Here is a 15,838-nt window from a genome sequence, read left to right as displayed (position 1 = left end):
GGGGTGGGCTTCGTACTCACCCCAGCAGGGTATCCGCGCGCCTCCCAGCCTCGCGGGGGCGGCCAGTATGGGCGGCGTCCGAACGGGTCGGTAGGCTGACGCCCATGCGTGCACTTCTCGTGGCCAACCCAGCAGCGACGACCACCAGTGCGCGCACGCGCGACGTCCTGACCCACGCTCTCGCCAGCGAGATGAAGCTGGAGGCGGTCACCACCGAATACCGCGGCCACGCCCGGGACCTGGGCCGCAGGGCGGCCGAGACCGGCGTCGACCTGGTGGTGGCCCTGGGCGGTGACGGCACCGTCAACGAAGTGGTCAACGGGCTGCTCCACGAGGGCCCCGATCCGGACCGGCTGCCCGGGCTCGCGGTGGTCCCCGGCGGCTCCACGAACGTCTTCGCCCGCGCGCTCGGCCTGCCCAACGACGCGGTCGAGGCGACCGGCGCCCTGCTGGACGCGCTGCGGGAGCGGCGCGAGCGGACGGTCGGCCTGGGCCTGGCGGCCGGCACCCCGGGCACTGAGGACGAGTCGGTTCCGGCGCGCTGGTTCACCTTCTGCGCGGGCTTCGGCTTCGACGCGGGTGTGGTGGGCCGGGTCGAACAGCAGCGGGAACGGGGCAAACGTTCGACCCATGCACTGTATGTACGACAGCTGATGCGCCAGTTCTGGGAAGAGCCCAACCGCCGGCACGGCATGGTGACGCTGGAGCGCCCCGGCGCGGATCCGGTGACGGACCTGGTGCTGTCGATAGTGTGCAACACGTCGCCCTGGACATACCTGGGCAATCGACCGCTCTACGCCTCTCCGGAGGCGTCGTTCGATACCGCACTTGACGTATTGGCACTGAACCGTTTGTCAACTCCGGCGGTCGCCCGCTATGCGACACAGCTCCTGACCTCGACTCCTGAACGAGGTCCACACGGCAAGCATGCGGTGTCTCTGCACGATCTGACCGACTTCACCTTGCATTCGAAGGTGCCGCTCCCGTTCCAGATGGACGGAGACCACCTAGGGTTGCGCACCAGCGTTCGGTTCACAGGCGTACGCCGTGCACTGCGTGTGATTGTGTGAGTGGAAGGGCCGAAAGTCCTTTCACTCGAACGTTTACACGCCGGTCCACCCCTAGGAAGTAGGGCTGTGACCTAGTAGACACCGACGAATCAAAAAAAACTTTCCGGAAGGGGTTGTATCCCCGTCCGAGGTTTGCGAATCTCTACATGGCGATCGGGACAGCCCGCAGAACCGGCACCCACACAGACCGCCAGAACCCCTCCACGAATCTCCGACAGCCCAGGGCGAGTTTTTCCCCAAACTGGGCGGTCTCCCTTCCCTCGCGAAGGGATTCGTGAAAGCGTTCACATTCACAAGCAACCTGCCCGCAATACAAGGAGATGGAGCAGCCATGGACTGGCGTCACAACGCCGTTTGCCGCGAGGAAGACCCGGAACTCTTCTTCCCCATCGGCAACACCGGTCCTGCGCTGCTGCAGATCGAGGAAGCCAAGGCCGTCTGCCGCCGTTGCCCCGTCATGGAGCAGTGCCTGCAGTGGGCGCTTGAGTCCGGCCAGGACTCCGGTGTCTGGGGCGGTCTCAGCGAAGACGAGCGCCGCGCAATGAAGCGCCGCGCCGCTCGCAACCGGGCGCGCAACGCCAGCGCCTGATATCGACTTTCGAGCCTCGAGCCGCAGCGCGTAGTACCCTTTCAAGCGCTCAGCAACGTGCTCTCGAACCCCGTACCGAAAACCATTCGGTACGGGGTTCAGTGCTGTCCGGAGCCCATGACGTCACCCTGAGTCACCAGTTCGGTGCCCCCGACCGCCCTACTTGTGCGGGCTGGCCGGGATGTCGAGGACGACCTTGGTGCCGCGCGGCGCGGAGGCGACCATGTCGAAGGTGCCGCCGAGCTCACCTTCCACCAGGGTCCGTACGATCTGCAGCCCGAGGTTGCCGGCCCGCTGGGGGTCGAACCCCTCGGGCAGACCGCAGCCGTCGTCCACCACGGAGATCAGCAGTCGGGCATCGTCCCGGCCGGTGCCGGAGCGGGCCGCGGAAACCTCCACGGTGCCGCCCTCCCCCTGGGTGAAGGCGTGTTCCAGGGCGTTCTGGAGGATCTCCGTCAGCACCATCGACAGCGGGGTGGCGACCTCCGCGTCCAGGATTCCGAAGCGGCCGGTGCGCCGGCAGTCGACCTTGCCCGGGGAGATCTCGGAGACCATCGCGATCACGCGGTCGGCGATCTCGTCGAACTCGACCCGCTCGTCCAGGTTCTGAGACAGCGTCTCGTGCACGATCGCGATCGAACCCACCCGGCGGACGGCTTCGTTCAGCGCCTCGCGCCCCTGCGGCGAATCCATCCGGCGGGCCTGCAGGCGCAAGAGCGCGGCCACGGTCTGGAGGTTGTTCTTGACCCGGTGGTGGATCTCCCGGATGGTCGCGTCCTTGGTGATCAATTCACGTTCGCGACGGCGCAGTTCCGTGACGTCGCGGCACATGACCAGCGAGCCGATCCTGGTGCCCTTGGGCTTGAGCGGGATGGCCCGCAGCTGGATGACCCCGCCGCTGCCCTCGGCCTCGGTCTCGCGCGGAGCCCAGCCGCTGGCGAGTTTGACCAGGGCCTCGTCCACCGGGCCGCGGGACGGCGCCAGTTCGGAAGTGATGGTGCCCAGGTGCTGGCCGACCAGGTCGGAGGCGAGCCCGAGCCGGTGGTAGGCGGAGAGCGCGTTCGGGGACGCGTACGTCACCACGCCGTCGGCGTCGAGCCTGATCAGGCCGTCCCCGACGCGCGGGGAGGCGTCCATGTCCACCTGCTGGCCGGGGAACGGGAAGGAGCCCGCCGCGATCATCTGCGCCAGGTCGGAGGCGGACTGGAGGTAGGTGAGCTCCAGGCGGCTGGGTGTACGCACAGTGAGCAGGTTGGTATTGCGTGCGATCACTCCGAGGACCCGGCCCTCGCGGCGCACGGGGATCGACTCGACGCGGACCGGCACCTCCTCGCGCCACTCCGGGTCGCCCTCGCGCACGATGCGGCCCTCGTCGAGCGCGGCGTCGAGCAGCGGGCGGCGGCCGCGCGGGATCAGGTGGCCGACCATGTCGTCCTGGTACGAGGTGGGGCCCGTGTTCGGCCGCATCTGCGCGACCGAGACGTACCGGCTGCCGTCGAGGGTGGGAACCCACAGCACGAGGTCGGCGAAGGAGAGGTCGGAGAGCAGCTGCCACTCCGAGACCAGCAGGTGGAGCCACTCCAGGTCGGTTTCACTGAGAGCGGTGTGCTGGCGTACGAGGTCGTTCATGGAGGGCACGTGGCGAGCGTACCCCGGGTACGGGCCATGACTTTCCTCAGAGCGATCTCCGAGTATCCGGTGGAGTACCCAGGAGACCCCGGTTCCGCGTAGGCTTGGAGGAAGTGACGGTATTCAGCGCTCCGTCATTGGATGGACAGAACAGATTGGTCTAGTCCACAATTGCATCAAGCTTCCGTCCTCCCCGCACAGGAGGACGGATCGAGGTAAGTCGCGCGCTCTGCCCTGACCGCGCGTCACCTCCCACCGGCCGTCGGGCACCGCACACCCGTCGGCCGTAAGTACTCCGGGCTACGGTGCCGGGCGGGCCGAGGGTCCCACTCGGCACCGTGGCCCAGAGGAACGAGTCGCGCGGAACGCAGAATGCGTCGCGCCGAATCCCGCGGAATGTGCCCGCACACCGCGGCGGCCCTACTGCGGCCAGGCCCGCAGGGCCAGCTCCGCCACCGCTTCCAGCTCCTCCCGGCCCGCGCCGTCGCGCGACTGCTGGGACATCCCCTGCAGCACGGCCCCGGCATAGCGCGCCAGCGCCCACGTGTCGGTGCCGGCCGGCAGGATCCCCGCGGCTACATCGGCCCGGATGCGGCTCTCGAACTGCACCAGGTTGGCCTCGCGCCGTGCGCGCAGTGCCTGCGCCACCTCGTCCGAGGTGGTGTTGACGGCCGCGCTGATCACCATGCAGCCCGGCGGGTGGGCGGGGTCGGTGTAGACCTCCGCCGCCTCGTGCAGGATGCGGCCCATCGCCGCGCGGGCGGTGGGCTCCTCGGCGAGGGCGACGGCCGCGAAGTCCGCGTACCGGCCGCCGTAGACCACCACGACCTCGTCGAAGAGCTTGCGCTTGTCCCCGAACGCCGCGTAGAGGCTCGGGGCGCTGATCCCGAGCGAGGCGGTCAGGTCGGAGATCGACGTCGCCTCGTAGCCGCGCTCCCAGAAGGCGAACATCGCCTTGCCGAGTGCCGCGTCACGGTCGAAGGAGCGGGGCCTGCCGCGTTGTCCGGTCACCATGAAGACATTCTATAGCGGGCGCTACGGAATCTGATACGGTCCTTTCTGTAGCGACCACTATCGAAAGGGGGCGCGCCATGGGCGTGCTCAAGGGGAAGACCGCACTGGTCACGGGCGGCAGCCGGGGCATCGGGCGGGCCATCGCGCAGCGCCTCGCCCGCGACGGGGCGCTGGTCGCGGTGGCCTACGGGACCAACGAGGCGGCGGCCGAGGAGACCGTGGGCGCCATCGAGGAGGCCGGGGGCCGCGCCTTCGCGGTCGGGGCGGAGCTCGGCGTCCCGGGCGGCGCGCAGGCGCTCTGGGCGGCGTACGCGGCCCATCCGCTGGCCACCGAGAAGGTCGACGTCCTGGTGAACAACGCGGGCGGGGCCACCTTCGCCGGGATCGCCTCCACCGACGAGGAGACGTACGACCGGGTGCACGCGCTCAACGCGAAGGCTCCGTTCTTCGTGATCCAGCACGGTCTGGAGCGGCTCCGCGACGGCGGCCGGATCGTGAACGTGACCGGCACCCCGGACATCGCCCTGCCCGCGATCCTCGCCACGGTGATGGCCAAGGGCGCGGTGAACGCGCTGACGGTCTCGCTGGCCGCCGAGCTCGCGCCGCGGGACATCACGGTGAACTCGGTGGGTCCCGGGATCGTCGAGACCGACCTGAACGCGGCCTGGCTCGCGGACCCGGCGGCCCGCGCGCACGCCGCGTCCCGCTCCGTATTCGACCGGCTCGGCACCCCGCAGGAGGTCGCGGACGTGGTCGCCTTCCTGGCCTCCCCGGACTCCCGCTGGGTCACGGGCCAGCACCTCGCCGCGACGGGCGGACTCCAGCTCTCGCTGCTCTAGGCCGCCTCTTCGGATCCTGCCGGGCCCGGCCGACAAGATCCGGAAAAGACGGCACAGCCCTGTGGCCGGGGCGGCGGAAACGGCCCACCATGGAGTGGGCGAAGACCCGGCAACGGACCGCCTCCTCTGCTAGATTGGTCTATACCACAACGTCCCACTCCAGATCGGCAGGCCCCGCGTGGAAGTTGTCATCGTCCCGGACGCCAAGGCAGGCGGCGAGCTCATCGCGGAGGCCATGGCCGCCCTGGTCCGCCGCAAGCCCGACGCCCTGCTCGGCGTGGCGACCGGCTCTACCCCGCTGCCCATCTACGAGGCGCTCGCCGCCAAGGTCAAGGCCGGACAGGTCGACGCCTCCAAGGCCCGCGTCTGCCAGCTCGACGAGTACGTCGGCCTGCCGGCCGGGCACCCGGAGTCCTACCGCGCCGTCGTCCTGCGCGAGGTCGTCGAGCCGCTGGGCCTGTCCGAGGCCTCCTTCATGGGCCCGGACGGCTCCGCCGAGGACATCGTCGCCGCCTGCGACGCGTACGACCGCGCCCTCGCCGAGGCCGGCGGCGTCGACCTGCAGCTGCTCGGCATCGGCACGGACGGGCACATCGGCTTCAACGAGCCGTGCTCCTCGCTCGCCTCCCGCACCCGCATCAAGACGCTGACGGAGCAGACCCGCGTGGACAACGCGCGCTTCTTCGACAACGACATCGAGCAGGTGCCCCACCACGTCATCACCCAGGGCATCGGCACCATCCTCGACGCCCGCCACCTCGTCCTGCTGGCCACCGGCGAGGGCAAGGCCGAGGCCGTCGCGCAGACCGTCGAGGGCCCGCTGTCGGCCCTGGTGCCGGCCTCCGCTCTCCAGCTGCACCGCCACGCCACGGTGATCGTGGACGAGGCCGCCGCGTCCAAGCTGAAGCTGGCGGACTACTTCCGCCACGCCTACGGCAACAAGCCCGGCTGGCAGGGCCTGTAAACCGGTAGTCACGGCGAAGGCCGGGCCTCCCCCTGGGGAGGCCCGGCCTTCGCCGTATCTGCTCGACCGGCGGCCGGACGCGGTGGAGCCGGGCACCCCGTGACGGGTGCCCGGCTCCGGTCGCGGCAGCCGGCCTAGACTCCCGCGATGATCTCCGCGGCGGCCCGCCCGCACACCCGGGCGGCGCCGTGCGTCGCGATGTGCAGCGCGCCGCGCGGCTCGGCCCGCGGCAGGCCCATCTCGACCACGATCGTCCCCGGCCGCGCCGCGACGAGCGCGTCCAGGGCCTCGGTCATCCAGGGGTGCCGGTGCGCGTCGCGGACCACCGCGACGACGGTACGGTTCCCCGCGGCGGCCAGGATGTCCGCGGCGGCCGAACCCTGCGGGTACACACCCGACTCGGTGCCCGGGACCAGCGCGGACACTTCCCCGGCCACCCCCCACGGGGTCTCGTCGCCGACGGCGATGTTCGCCACCGGGGTGAGCGTGGCGATGTACGGGGCGTTCACCGGAGCGGCCGCCGCGGGCGAACCCGTCACAACCACCGCACGGCGGGCCGCCGCCAGGCCGATGCCGGGTGCGCTGCTCCCCTCCGGCAGCGCACTCCGGCGGACCTGGAGGGTCCACTCGGCCAGCGAGCGGACCCGGGCGGCGGCCTCGGCGAGCCGCTCCTCCGGGAGCGCGCCCTCGCGCACGGCCGCTACCAGCGCGTCGCGCAGGCGCAGGACGGTGCCCTCGTCGGCGAGTCCTCCGCCGACACAGATCGCGTCGGCGCCGGCCGCGATGGCCAGCACCGAGCCGTGCTCGATGCCGTACGTCGCGGCGATGGCGTTCATCTCCATGCCGTCGGTGACGATGAGGCCCTCGTAGCCGAGCTCCTTGCGCAGCAGACCGGTCAGGATCCGCGGGCTGAGGGTGGCCGGGCGGGTGGGGTCCAGGGCGGGCACCAGGATGTGCGCGCTCATGACGGCCTTCGTGCCGGCCTCGATGGCGGCGCGGAACGGTACGAGTTCCCGCGCGGCCAGGGTGTCGAGGTCCACGTCGATGCGCGGCAGCGCGTGGTGCGAGTCGACGTTGGTGTCGCCGTGGCCCGGGAAGTGCTTGGTGCAGGCCGCGACCCCGGCGGCCTGGAGGCCTTCGACGTACGCGGCGGTGTGCCGGGCGGCGAGGTGGGTGTCGGCGCCGAAGGACCGTACCCCGATGACCGGGTTGTCCGGGTTGGAGTTGACGTCGGCGGACGGGGCCCAGTTGAGGTTGACCCCGCACACGGCGAGCCGGCGGCCCAGCTCGCGGGCGACGTCGCGGGTCAGGTCCACGTCGTCCACGGCGCCGAGGGCCAGGTTGCCGGGGAAGGAGGAGCCGCCCCGGACCTCCAGGCGGGTGACGTCGCCGCCCTCCTCGTCGATGGCGACGAGGATGTCGTCCCGCTCGGTACGCAGCTGCGCGGTCAGCGCGGCGAGCTGCTCGGGCGAGGTGATGTTGCGGCCGAAGAGGCCGACGGAGGTGAGCCCCTCGGCGACCTGTCGCAGCAGCCAGGCGGGGGCGGTGGTGCCCTCGAAGCCGGGCTGGAGCACCGCGAGGGCATCACGCGTCAAGGTGTCTGTGCGGTGCGCAAGGACAGTCATGGGCCGTTATCCCTTCACGGCGCCGGCGGTCATGCCGCCGACGGCCTTGCGCTGGAGGAAGACGAAGATCAGCAGGACCGGGACCGCGAAGAGCGAGGACGCCGCCATGGTGGCGCCCCAGTCGTTGCCGAACGCCGTTTGGAACTGGGTCAGCCACAGCGGCAGGGTCTGCGCGGTCTTGTCCTTGTTCAGGATCAGGACCATCGCGAACTCGTTCCAGGCCGTGATGAAGCCGAAGAGCGAGGTGGACATCAGGCCGGGGGCCAGCAGCGGGAAGATCACCTTGCGGAAGGCCTGGCCGCGGGTGCAGCCGTCGATCTGAGCTGCCTCCTCCAGGCTCACCGGGACGGCGGCGATGAAACCGCGCAGGGTCCAGATGGTGAAGGGGAGGACCATCACGAAGTAGATCGCGGTCAGCACGGCGAGGTTGTTCAGCATCTCGGCGTCGCGGACGATCATGTACATCGCGATGACCATGACCTCCCAGGGGGCCATCTGCGCCAGCATCACGGCGAGGACGAGGCCTTTGCGGCCCTTGAACTTCATCCGGGCGATGGCGAAGCTCGCGGCGAGGGCCACGATCAGGGCCAGCGCGACGGCTCCGACGGTGACGACGAGGCTGTTCGTGACGTAGGTCCAGAACAGGTCGACGCCGGTGGCCTTGGTGAAGTTCTCCGTCGTCGGGGTGAAGACGAAGACCGGGTCCTTGGAGAGGATCTCGCTGGACGGCTTGAGCGCCGAGGAGAACATCCAGTAGACGGGGAAGATGAAGAGGAGGGCCAGCAGCAGGGCGCCGACGTTCTTGGCGACGGCCGCGGGACGGATCGGCCGGCGGTTGCGCAGCTGCTGGGGCTTCGCGGACGGCGCGGACGGCGCGGGCTTCGGGGCGGTGGTGGTGCTCACTGCTCCTCCTCCTGCTTCAGGATCAGACGGAAGTAGAAGGACATGACGAACACGAGCATCAGGATCGTCAGGACGGAGATCGCCGCGGCCAGGCCGTAGTGGAACTGGCTCTGGCCCTCTACGTACGCGTAGATCGTCAAGGTCTCGGAGCCGCGGTCGGGGCCGCCCTTGTTCATCGCGTAGATCTGGGTGAAGGCCTTGAAGATCCAGATGACCTCGAGGAACGTCGTGACCAGGAAGAACGACTTGAGGTTCGGGAAGACGACCTGCCAGAAGGTCTGCCAGCCGTTGGCACCGTCCATGCGGGCGGCCTCGTACATCTCGCCGCTGACGGTGGTCAGGGCCGCGTACATGTTGAGGGAGACGAAGGGGATGGAGCCCCAGGCCAGCAGCACCGTGACGATCACCATGGTGGAGAGGCCGGTCTCGAACCAGTTGTGCTGGTCGTACCCGGCGAAGCCCAGGGTGCGCATCAGCCAGTTCATGACGCCGTACTGCTCGTCGAACAGCCACTGGAAGACGGTCACGGAGGCGACGATCGGCATGGCCCAGGCCATCACGAGCGCCATCGACAGGACCAGGCGCATCCACTTGCCGAGCCGGTTCAGCAGGAGCCCGATGAGGCTGCCGATCACCATGATCAGGAGGACGTTGACCGCGGTGAAGACGAAGCTGCGGACCACCACGGTCCAGAACTGCGAGTCACCGAGCAGCTGGGTGTAGTTCTCCACGCCGGTGAACGGCGACTTCCGCTGAATGAACTCGATCTTGTCGACCTTCTGGAACGACAGGATGATGTTCTTGATCAGCGGGTACAGCAGCAGGGACGCCATGCTGAGCACGGCGGGCCCGATCAGGAGGTACGGCAACCACCCTGAAGGGAGCGACTTTCTGCCCCCGCGAGGAGACTTGGACGCTGCCTTGGCTCCGGTGGGCGGCGGCATCTCGGCCGGCCCCGCGGACTCGTGTGGTGCGTCCTGTGGAGCGGAGGTCGCCGCTCCCTGGGAGTGCACGGTCATGTCTGGGCTTCCTCGCGGTTGACTGTGGCGACTCGCACCCGCTTCCCCGCTCGGAGCGGGCGGTGCTTACGTCTGTCAATGCGCGACCGGGGGCGCGGCGGGCGCTCTGGGCGCCCGCCGCACCCCCCGGTGCGTTCAGTACTGGTACTGCTGGGTGTTACTTGTTGATGCGGCTCGCGATTTCCTTGTCCGCGTCCGCGCCCGCCTTGGCGGCGTCCTCACCCTTCAGGACCTTCGCCATGAACTCCTTGATCGGGTTCGGCTCGGTCTCGACGTTCGCCCAGCCCGGGGTCACCGGGGTGATGTTGCCGTTGGCGCCGGCCAGAGCCATCGCCTCGGCGAAGGAGCCCGGGGCCGGGGCGAAGTTCGCGGCGACCTGGTTCGGGAGCAGCGCGCCCTTGGTCTCGGCGGCGTACTTGGTCATCTGGTCCTTGCCTGCGGCGAGGGCCAGCCACTCCTTGGCGAGGTCCTTGTTCTTGGAGCGCTCGGCGATCGCCAGGTTCGAGCCGCCGAGGAAGACGGTGCCCGGCTTGTCGGCGGTCTTGCCCGGGATCGGGAAGTAACCGAAGTCGGCTTCCTTGCCCGCGTCCTTCAGCGCCTTCTCGGCACCGCCGGCCTCCCAGCCGAGGCCGATCCAGGAGGCGACGCCGCCCTTGGGGATGACGTCGGTGGACTGCTGCGGGTTGGCCTCGTCCTTGTCCTTGGGGGCCGTGGAGAAGGACTGGAGCTTCTTGTAGAACTCCATCGCGGAAGCGGCCTGGGGGGTACCGAGACCGCCCTTCCACTTGTCGCCGTCCTTCGTGGCGAGGTTGCCGCCCTCGTCCCAGATCAGACCGGCGAGGACGTACCAGCTCTGGCCGGGCAGGTAGATCGCCTGCGAGGCCGGGTCGGCCGCCTTCAGCTTCTCCAGACCGGCGACCCACTCGTCGCGGGTCTTGGGCGCCGTGACGCCGGCCTTCGCGAAGGCCTTCTTGTCGTAGATGACCACGCGGTTGGCCGCGTACCACGGAGCGGAGTAGAGCTTGCCGTCCATCTCGGCCGAGGCCAGGCCGCCCTTGCTCCAGGCGTCCGCGCCGAGCGCGGCCTTGTCCTTGGTCAGATCGGCGAGACCACCGGTGACCGCGTAACCGGCGGTCTGGGTGTTGCCGAGCTCCAGGACGTCCGGGGGGGTGTTCTCGGAGAGGGCCGTGGTGACCTTCTCCTGGATGCCCTTCCAAGGCTGAACCTCAACCTTGACCGTGACACCGGGGTGCTTGGCCGAGAACTCCGCGTTGACCGCGTCGATCCAGGTCTTCGGTGCGGAGCCGTCCATCACCCAGACGGTGATCTCCTTGGCGCCACCCGCGTCGGCCTTCGGCTTGTCGTCGCCGCCGTTGCCGCACGCCGCGACTCCGACCATCATGCCCGCGACACTGACCGCCGCGATGAGCTTGCGCTTCACGCCACCCTCCTCAGGGATGCTGCCTGCAACTTCCCTTGCCCGCCGCGGTGACTCAAAAAGCACCAAGTACTGCCCGTGGGGCCGGGATCCGATCCATATTGGTGTAGACCAGTAGCTGGAGCTTGGCCTAGACCTTTAGGGGTGTCAAGGGTCTAATGAACGGGTGCTCGGTCCGTTATCGGACCGACACCTGGGGGAGGGAGGAGGCCTGCCCTCCCTCCCGTGTCACGATGTGACCGCACATATCGGAGGAGCCGGTGACGGCAACGAAACTGGAGTCGGGAAGGCGGGCGGCCATGGCCACCGAAGGGGCGATCACGGAGCCGGAGGGCGGGGCGGCCACCCGCACGGCACGCGTGCCCAAGTACTACCGACTCAAGCGGCACTTGCTCGATATGACCGAAACTCTGCCACCTGGCACACCGGTGCCGCCGGAACGGACGCTCGCGGCCGAATTCGACACCTCCAGGACCACGGTCCGCCAGGCGCTCCAGGAGCTCGTCGTCGAGGGGCGACTGGAGCGCATCCAGGGCAAGGGCACCTTCGTCGCCAAGCCGAAGGTCTCGCAGCCGCTCCAACTCTCCTCGTACACCGAAGACATGCGGGCCCAGGGGCTGGAACCAACCTCCCAACTCCTGGACATCGGCTACGTGACGGCCGACGACACCCTCGCCGGCCTGCTCAAGATCACCACCGGCGGGCGGGTGCTGCGCATCGAGCGACTGCGTCTGGCGAGCGGCGAGCCGATGGCCATCGAGACCACGCACCTCTCGGCGAAGCGCTTCCCCGCGCTGCGCCGCTCGCTGGTCAAGTACACCTCCCTCTACACGGCCCTCGCCGAGGTCTACGACGTACGCCTCGCCGAGGCCGAGGAGACCATCGAGACCTCGCTGGCCACCCCGCGGGAGGCCGGGCTGCTCGGCACCGACGTCGGACTGCCGATGCTGATGCTCTCCCGCCATTCGCTGGACGCCGACGGGGAACCCGTCGAGTGGGTGCGCTCCGTCTACCGGGGCGACCGCTACAAGTTCGTCGCCCGCCTGCAGCGCCCCGCGCTCTGACGCCCGGCCCTGCGACGCCCCCGTAAAGCCCCCTCCCCCGATCCGGGGAGGGGGTGGCCCACCCCTTGACAGCGATGGACCTCCCCCTTCGCGCACCGTCCCGGCGGCGTCGGGGCCGCAGCCGCACGCACCGCCCGGAACGGGCAGCGGGCAGATGGGCCCGCCACGGCCGGACCCCCTTGCCGCCACCCCCTTGAACGCGGACATCCGCCCTCCCCCTGGTTCCGGACCCCGAAGTCCCGAATCCCCAGGCCCAGGCCGATGTTGAGGTGGATTTGAGGTTTCCCCGGAATGCCTCCCCCTCCCGGAACGGCGGGCGCACCGACGCTTTCAAGACATCCGCAGGGGCTATTCCGAGCCGTACGGCCATACACGTCCGACCAAGGCCCCACTACGGCCCTGATTCCGTACCGGATTACGGACAGGGACTTCCGCCCAGCGGGCCGAGCCCCATAGATTCCCTGCGCCTACGCAGACGATCGACAAGGGGACGACGGATCATGACGGAACCGGAAGAAGCAGAAACAGGACGGACCGCGACGAGTCCGGACGGGGGGATGGCCCCCAAGGCCGTGGCCCTCTGGGTGCTCGTCGGGCTCGTGGGGGCCATCGGCTGGGGCGTGCTGGCGCTCTCGCGGGGCGAGGAGATCTCGGCCGCCTGGCTGCTCGCCGCCGCCCTGGGCTCGTACGCGATCGGGTACCGCTTCTACGCGCGCTTCATCGCCAACCGAATCCTCAAGGTGGACAAGACCCGCGCCACCCCCGCCGAACGCCTTGACAACGGTGTCGACTTCCACCCGACCGACCGGCGGGTGCTCTTCGGCCACCACTTCGCCGCCATCGCCGGCGCCGGACCGCTCGTGGGTCCCGTACTCGCCTCGCAGATGGGCTACCTGCCCGGCACCATCTGGATCGTCGTCGGCGTGATCTTCGCGGGCGCCGTCCAGGACATGGTCACGCTCTTCTTCTCCACCCGGCGCAACGGCCGTTCGCTCGGCCAGATGGCCCGGGACGAGATCGGCCCGGTCGGCGGCGCCGCCGCGCTGATCGGCGTCTTCGCCATCATGATCATCCTGCTGGCGGTCCTGGCCCTGGTCATCGTCAACGCGCTGGCCCACTCCCCGTGGGGCGTCTTCTCCATCGGCATGACGATCCCGATCGCCCTCTTCATGGGGTTCTACCTGCGCGTCCTGCGCCCGGGCCGGGTCACCGAGGTCTCCGTCATCGGCGTCGCACTGCTGCTGCTCGCCCTCGTCGCGGGCGGCTGGGTCGCCGAGTCCTCGCTGGCGGACACCTTCACCCTGGAGAAGGAGACGCTGGTCATCTGGATGGTCGTCTACGGCTTCGTGGCGTCCGTACTGCCGGTGTGGATGCTGCTCGCCCCGCGCGACTACCTCTCCACCTTCATGAAGGTGGGCACGATCGGGCTGCTGGCCGTGGGCGTGGTCATCTCCATGCCGACGCTGAAGATGCCGGCGGTCACCGAGTTCGCCTCGCGCGGCGACGGCCCGGTCTTCGCCGGCTCGATGTTCCCGTTCGTCTTCATCACCATCGCCTGCGGAGCGCTGTCCGGCTTCCACTCGCTGGTCTCCTCGGGCACCACCCCGAAGATGATCCAGAAGGAGACCCAGGTCAGGGTCATCGGCTACGGCGCGATGCTCACCGAGTCCTTCGTCGCCATCATGGCGATCATCGCGGCCTGCATCATCGACCCGGGCCTGTACTTCGCCATCAACTCCCCCGGCGGGGTCGTCGGCGCCACCGTCGAGACGGCCTCGCAGGCGGTGACGAACTTCGGCTTCGCCATCTCCCCCGACGCCCTCGCGCAGGCCGCGAAGGACGTGGAGGAGACCAGCCTGCTGTCCCGTACGGGCGGCGCGCCGACCTTCGCACTCGGAATGTCGGAGATCTTCTCGGCGGTCGTCGGCGGCTCCTCGATGAAGGCCTTCTGGTACCACTTCGCGATCATGTTCGAGGCCCTGTTCATCCTGACGACCGTGGACGCGGGCACCCGCGTGGGCCGCTTCATGCTCCAGGACACCCTCGGCAACGTGCACAAGTCCTTCAAGGACGTCAGCTGGAAGCCGGGCGTCTGGTTCGCGAGCGCGGTCGTCGTCGGCGGCTGGGGCTACTTCCTCTGGGTCGGCGTCAAGGACCCGCTGGGCGGCATCAACCAGCTCTTCCCGCTGTTCGGCATCGCGAACCAGCTGCTCGCAGCGGTCGCCCTCGCCGTCTGCACCACCCTGCTGATCAAGTCGGGCCGGCTCAAGTGGGCCTGGGTGACGGGTGTTCCGCTGGCGTGGGACCTGGCCGTCACGCTGACCGCCAGCTACCAGAAGATCTTCTCGGACAACCCGAAGATCGGCTTCTTCGCCCAGCGGGACGCCTACCAGGACGGCATCGACGCGGGCAAGGTCCTCAAGCCCGCCAAGAACATGGACGAGATGCACACCGTGGTCACCAACGCCACGGTGGACGGCGTCCTGTCGGTGTTCTTCGCCCTGCTGATCATCATCGTGCTGGTGGACGCGACCCGGACCTGCCTGCGGGCCATCCGCAAGCCGGAGTCGGTCACCCTGGCCGAGGTCCCGTGGACCGAGTCCAAGCTCGTCGCCCCGGCCGGGCTGATCCCGACCGCCGAGGAGCGGGCGGAGCTCGCCGCGGCCGGTCTCGACTCGGGCGGGGGGCTCGTGAAGGACTCCGTACGGGAACCCGCGTGAGCCGCCTGCGCAACGTGCTGGGCCGGGCCCGGTTCTTCGTACGGGAGTTCTCGGGCGAGGCGGCGTACGACCACTACGTCGCCCACGCCCGCACGCACGACCCGGATGCGCGGGTGCAGTCGCGGCGGGCCTTCGAGCGGGCCCGGACGGATGCCCGCGAGGGCGATCCGCGCGAAGGGTTCCGCTGCTGCTGAACCGGTGGGCCCACGAGGGCCGCCGCGTCCCCGCCGTCCGGGCGGGAACGCGGCGGCCCTTTTCCGCGACCTGTCGCACACTCGGTGCCATGGACATCGTCATCAGGGCGGCAGCGGCCGCCGAATACGAAGAGCTGGGCGAGATCACCGCACGGGCGTACCTCGACGACGGGCTGCTGGACTCCGGCGAGGACGACCCCTACCTGAACAGGCTGCGCGATGTCTCCGGCCGGGCCCCCGACGGCGAGGTGCTCGTCGCGGAGTACGAGGGCACGCTGCTCGGCGGTGTGACCTTCGCCCCTCCCGGCAGCCCGCTGTGCGATATCGCCGGCCCCGGCGAGGCGGAGTTCCGGATGCTGACCGTCTCCCGGGCGGCGCGCGGGCGCGGCGCCGGCGAGGCCCTCGTACGGGCCTGCATGAGCCGGGCCCGGGAGCTGGAGGGTGTGACCCACCTGGTGCTGTCGACCACGGAGAAGATGCTCGGGGCGCACCGGATCTACGACCGGCTGGGCTTCGTACGGACGCCGGAGCGGGACTGGTACCCGGTTCCGGGCCTCCCCCTGCTGACCTACCGCCTGGAGCTGTAGCGGTACACCGTCCCCGAGGAGCGACACAACATGTGGGGGCTACCGCAAGCACCGGCCCCCACATGTATGCTCATGCTCGCTGTCGCCGCAGGGGAATCCGGTGAGAATCCGGAACTGTCCCGCAACGGTATGAAATGCACCGACCTGCTCGGTGCATCCGCAAGTCCGAGGACCTGTCGACAG

The 15,838-nt window shown here is 69.5% G+C and carries 14 protein-coding genes and 1 riboswitch; of the genes, 8 read left to right on the top strand and 6 right to left on the bottom strand.

Annotated features, from left to right (window positions below; all coding sequences use genetic code 11):
• Positions 1–104: 104 nt before the first annotated feature.
• Together OTB20_RS17045 and OTB20_RS17040 are read left to right on the top strand one after the other, a co-directional pair.
• Positions 105–1,070 (top strand): diacylglycerol/lipid kinase family protein, encoded by a 966-nt coding sequence (locus tag OTB20_RS17045; protein WP_267751980.1) that lies wholly within the window; start codon positions 105–107, stop codon positions 1,068–1,070.
• Positions 1,071–1,401: 331 nt separating this feature from the next.
• Positions 1,402–1,659, top strand: coding sequence for a WhiB family transcriptional regulator (locus OTB20_RS17040; RefSeq protein WP_003953983.1), 258 nt, complete (start codon positions 1,402–1,404; stop codon positions 1,657–1,659).
• Between the two features lie 159 nt (positions 1,660–1,818).
• On the opposite strand, the gene OTB20_RS17035 is transcribed toward OTB20_RS17040, so the two are convergent.
• Positions 1,819–3,288: a sensor histidine kinase gene (locus OTB20_RS17035; RefSeq protein ID WP_267818416.1), complete on the bottom strand. Its 1,470-nt coding sequence runs from the start codon at positions 3,286–3,288 to the stop codon at positions 1,819–1,821.
• 420 nt (positions 3,289–3,708) lie between these two features.
• Complete coding sequence (locus OTB20_RS17030) at positions 3,709–4,302, bottom strand: TetR/AcrR family transcriptional regulator (protein ID WP_267818388.1); 594 nt, start codon at positions 4,300–4,302, stop codon at positions 3,709–3,711.
• A 77-nt stretch (positions 4,303–4,379) separates the two neighbouring features.
• Between OTB20_RS17030 and OTB20_RS17025 the strand changes: the two genes are divergently transcribed.
• Together OTB20_RS17025 and nagB are read left to right on the top strand one after the other, a co-directional pair.
• The gene (locus OTB20_RS17025) at positions 4,380–5,141 is read left to right on the top strand and encodes an SDR family oxidoreductase (protein ID WP_267818386.1); all 762 of its coding nucleotides are present in this window, start codon (positions 4,380–4,382) and stop codon (positions 5,139–5,141) included.
• A gap of 178 nt (positions 5,142–5,319) precedes the next feature.
• Positions 5,320–6,105: a glucosamine-6-phosphate deaminase gene (gene nagB, locus OTB20_RS17020; RefSeq protein WP_267751977.1), complete on the top strand. Its 786-nt coding sequence runs from the start codon at positions 5,320–5,322 to the stop codon at positions 6,103–6,105.
• Between the two features lie 134 nt (positions 6,106–6,239).
• On the opposite strand, the gene OTB20_RS17015 is transcribed toward nagB, so the two are convergent.
• The 4 genes from OTB20_RS17015 to OTB20_RS17000 form a co-directional block, all read right to left on the bottom strand.
• Positions 6,240–7,730 carry a glycoside hydrolase family 3 protein gene (locus OTB20_RS17015; RefSeq protein ID WP_267818384.1) on the bottom strand — a complete coding sequence of 497 codons (1,491 nt, stop codon included), beginning with the start codon at positions 7,728–7,730 and terminating at the stop codon, positions 6,240–6,242.
• A gap of 6 nt (positions 7,731–7,736) precedes the next feature.
• A complete protein-coding gene (locus OTB20_RS17010; RefSeq protein ID WP_267755842.1) occupies positions 7,737–8,573 on the bottom strand; it encodes a carbohydrate ABC transporter permease in 837 nt (278 codons plus the stop codon).
• A 56-nt stretch (positions 8,574–8,629) separates the two neighbouring features.
• Positions 8,630–9,652, bottom strand: a complete 1,023-nt coding sequence (locus OTB20_RS17005; RefSeq protein ID WP_267818383.1) for a carbohydrate ABC transporter permease — start codon at positions 9,650–9,652, stop codon at positions 8,630–8,632.
• Between the two features lie 157 nt (positions 9,653–9,809).
• Positions 9,810–11,093, bottom strand: coding sequence for an extracellular solute-binding protein (locus tag OTB20_RS17000; RefSeq protein WP_267755814.1), 1,284 nt, complete (start codon positions 11,091–11,093; stop codon positions 9,810–9,812).
• Between the two features lie 296 nt (positions 11,094–11,389).
• Here OTB20_RS17000 and OTB20_RS16995 point away from each other — a divergent pair, with 296 nt between their 5' ends.
• From OTB20_RS16995 to OTB20_RS16980, 4 genes are all read left to right on the top strand, one after another.
• Positions 11,390–12,154: a GntR family transcriptional regulator gene (locus OTB20_RS16995; protein WP_267818381.1), complete on the top strand. Its 765-nt coding sequence runs from the start codon at positions 11,390–11,392 to the stop codon at positions 12,152–12,154.
• 557 nt (positions 12,155–12,711) lie between these two features.
• On the top strand, positions 12,712–14,874 hold the full coding sequence (locus OTB20_RS16990; protein ID WP_267818415.1) for a carbon starvation CstA family protein: 2,163 nt from the start codon (positions 12,712–12,714) through the stop codon (positions 14,872–14,874).
• Positions 14,871–15,068: a YbdD/YjiX family protein gene (locus OTB20_RS16985; protein WP_267818379.1), complete on the top strand. Its 198-nt coding sequence runs from the start codon at positions 14,871–14,873 to the stop codon at positions 15,066–15,068. The genes OTB20_RS16990 and OTB20_RS16985 overlap by 4 nt, the downstream gene beginning before the upstream one ends.
• Positions 15,069–15,157: 89 nt before the next feature.
• Positions 15,158–15,655: a GNAT family N-acetyltransferase gene (locus OTB20_RS16980; RefSeq protein WP_267818377.1), complete on the top strand. Its 498-nt coding sequence runs from the start codon at positions 15,158–15,160 to the stop codon at positions 15,653–15,655.
• A gap of 91 nt (positions 15,656–15,746) precedes the next feature.
• Positions 15,747–15,829, top strand: a riboswitch (cobalamin riboswitch).
• Positions 15,830–15,838: the final 9 nt, after the last annotated feature.

The sequence above is a fragment of the Streptomyces sp. H27-H1 genome, from assembly GCF_026627445.1.
In the GTDB taxonomy this organism is placed as follows: Bacteria; Actinomycetota; Actinomycetes; order Streptomycetales; family Streptomycetaceae; genus Streptomyces.
The sequence above is the reverse complement of the archived record's forward strand: the minus strand, read 5'-3'. Positions and strand labels throughout refer to the sequence as shown.

What these genes read in the sequence shown, in the direction of transcription:
- OTB20_RS16995 (WP_267818381.1), top strand. Translation starts at nt 11,390, where the DNA reads ATGGCCACCGAAGGGGCGATCACGGAGCCGGAGGGCGGGGCGGCCACC.
- OTB20_RS17035 (WP_267818416.1), bottom strand. Translation starts at nt 3,288, where the DNA reads ATGAACGACCTCGTACGCCAGCACACCGCTCTCAGTGAAACCGACCTG.
- OTB20_RS17025 (WP_267818386.1), top strand. Translation starts at nt 4,380, where the DNA reads ATGGGCGTGCTCAAGGGGAAGACCGCACTGGTCACGGGCGGCAGCCGG.
- OTB20_RS17040 (WP_003953983.1), top strand. Translation starts at nt 1,402, where the DNA reads ATGGACTGGCGTCACAACGCCGTTTGCCGCGAGGAAGACCCGGAACTC.
- OTB20_RS16980 (WP_267818377.1), top strand. Translation starts at nt 15,158, where the DNA reads ATGGACATCGTCATCAGGGCGGCAGCGGCCGCCGAATACGAAGAGCTG.
- OTB20_RS17045 (WP_267751980.1), top strand. Translation starts at nt 105, where the DNA reads ATGCGTGCACTTCTCGTGGCCAACCCAGCAGCGACGACCACCAGTGCG.
- OTB20_RS17005 (WP_267818383.1), bottom strand. Translation starts at nt 9,652, where the DNA reads ATGACCGTGCACTCCCAGGGAGCGGCGACCTCCGCTCCACAGGACGCA.
- OTB20_RS16990 (WP_267818415.1), top strand. Translation starts at nt 12,712, where the DNA reads ATGGCCCCCAAGGCCGTGGCCCTCTGGGTGCTCGTCGGGCTCGTGGGG.
- OTB20_RS17015 (WP_267818384.1), bottom strand. Translation starts at nt 7,730, where the DNA reads ATGACTGTCCTTGCGCACCGCACAGACACCTTGACGCGTGATGCCCTC.
- OTB20_RS17030 (WP_267818388.1), bottom strand. Translation starts at nt 4,302, where the DNA reads ATGGTGACCGGACAACGCGGCAGGCCCCGCTCCTTCGACCGTGACGCG.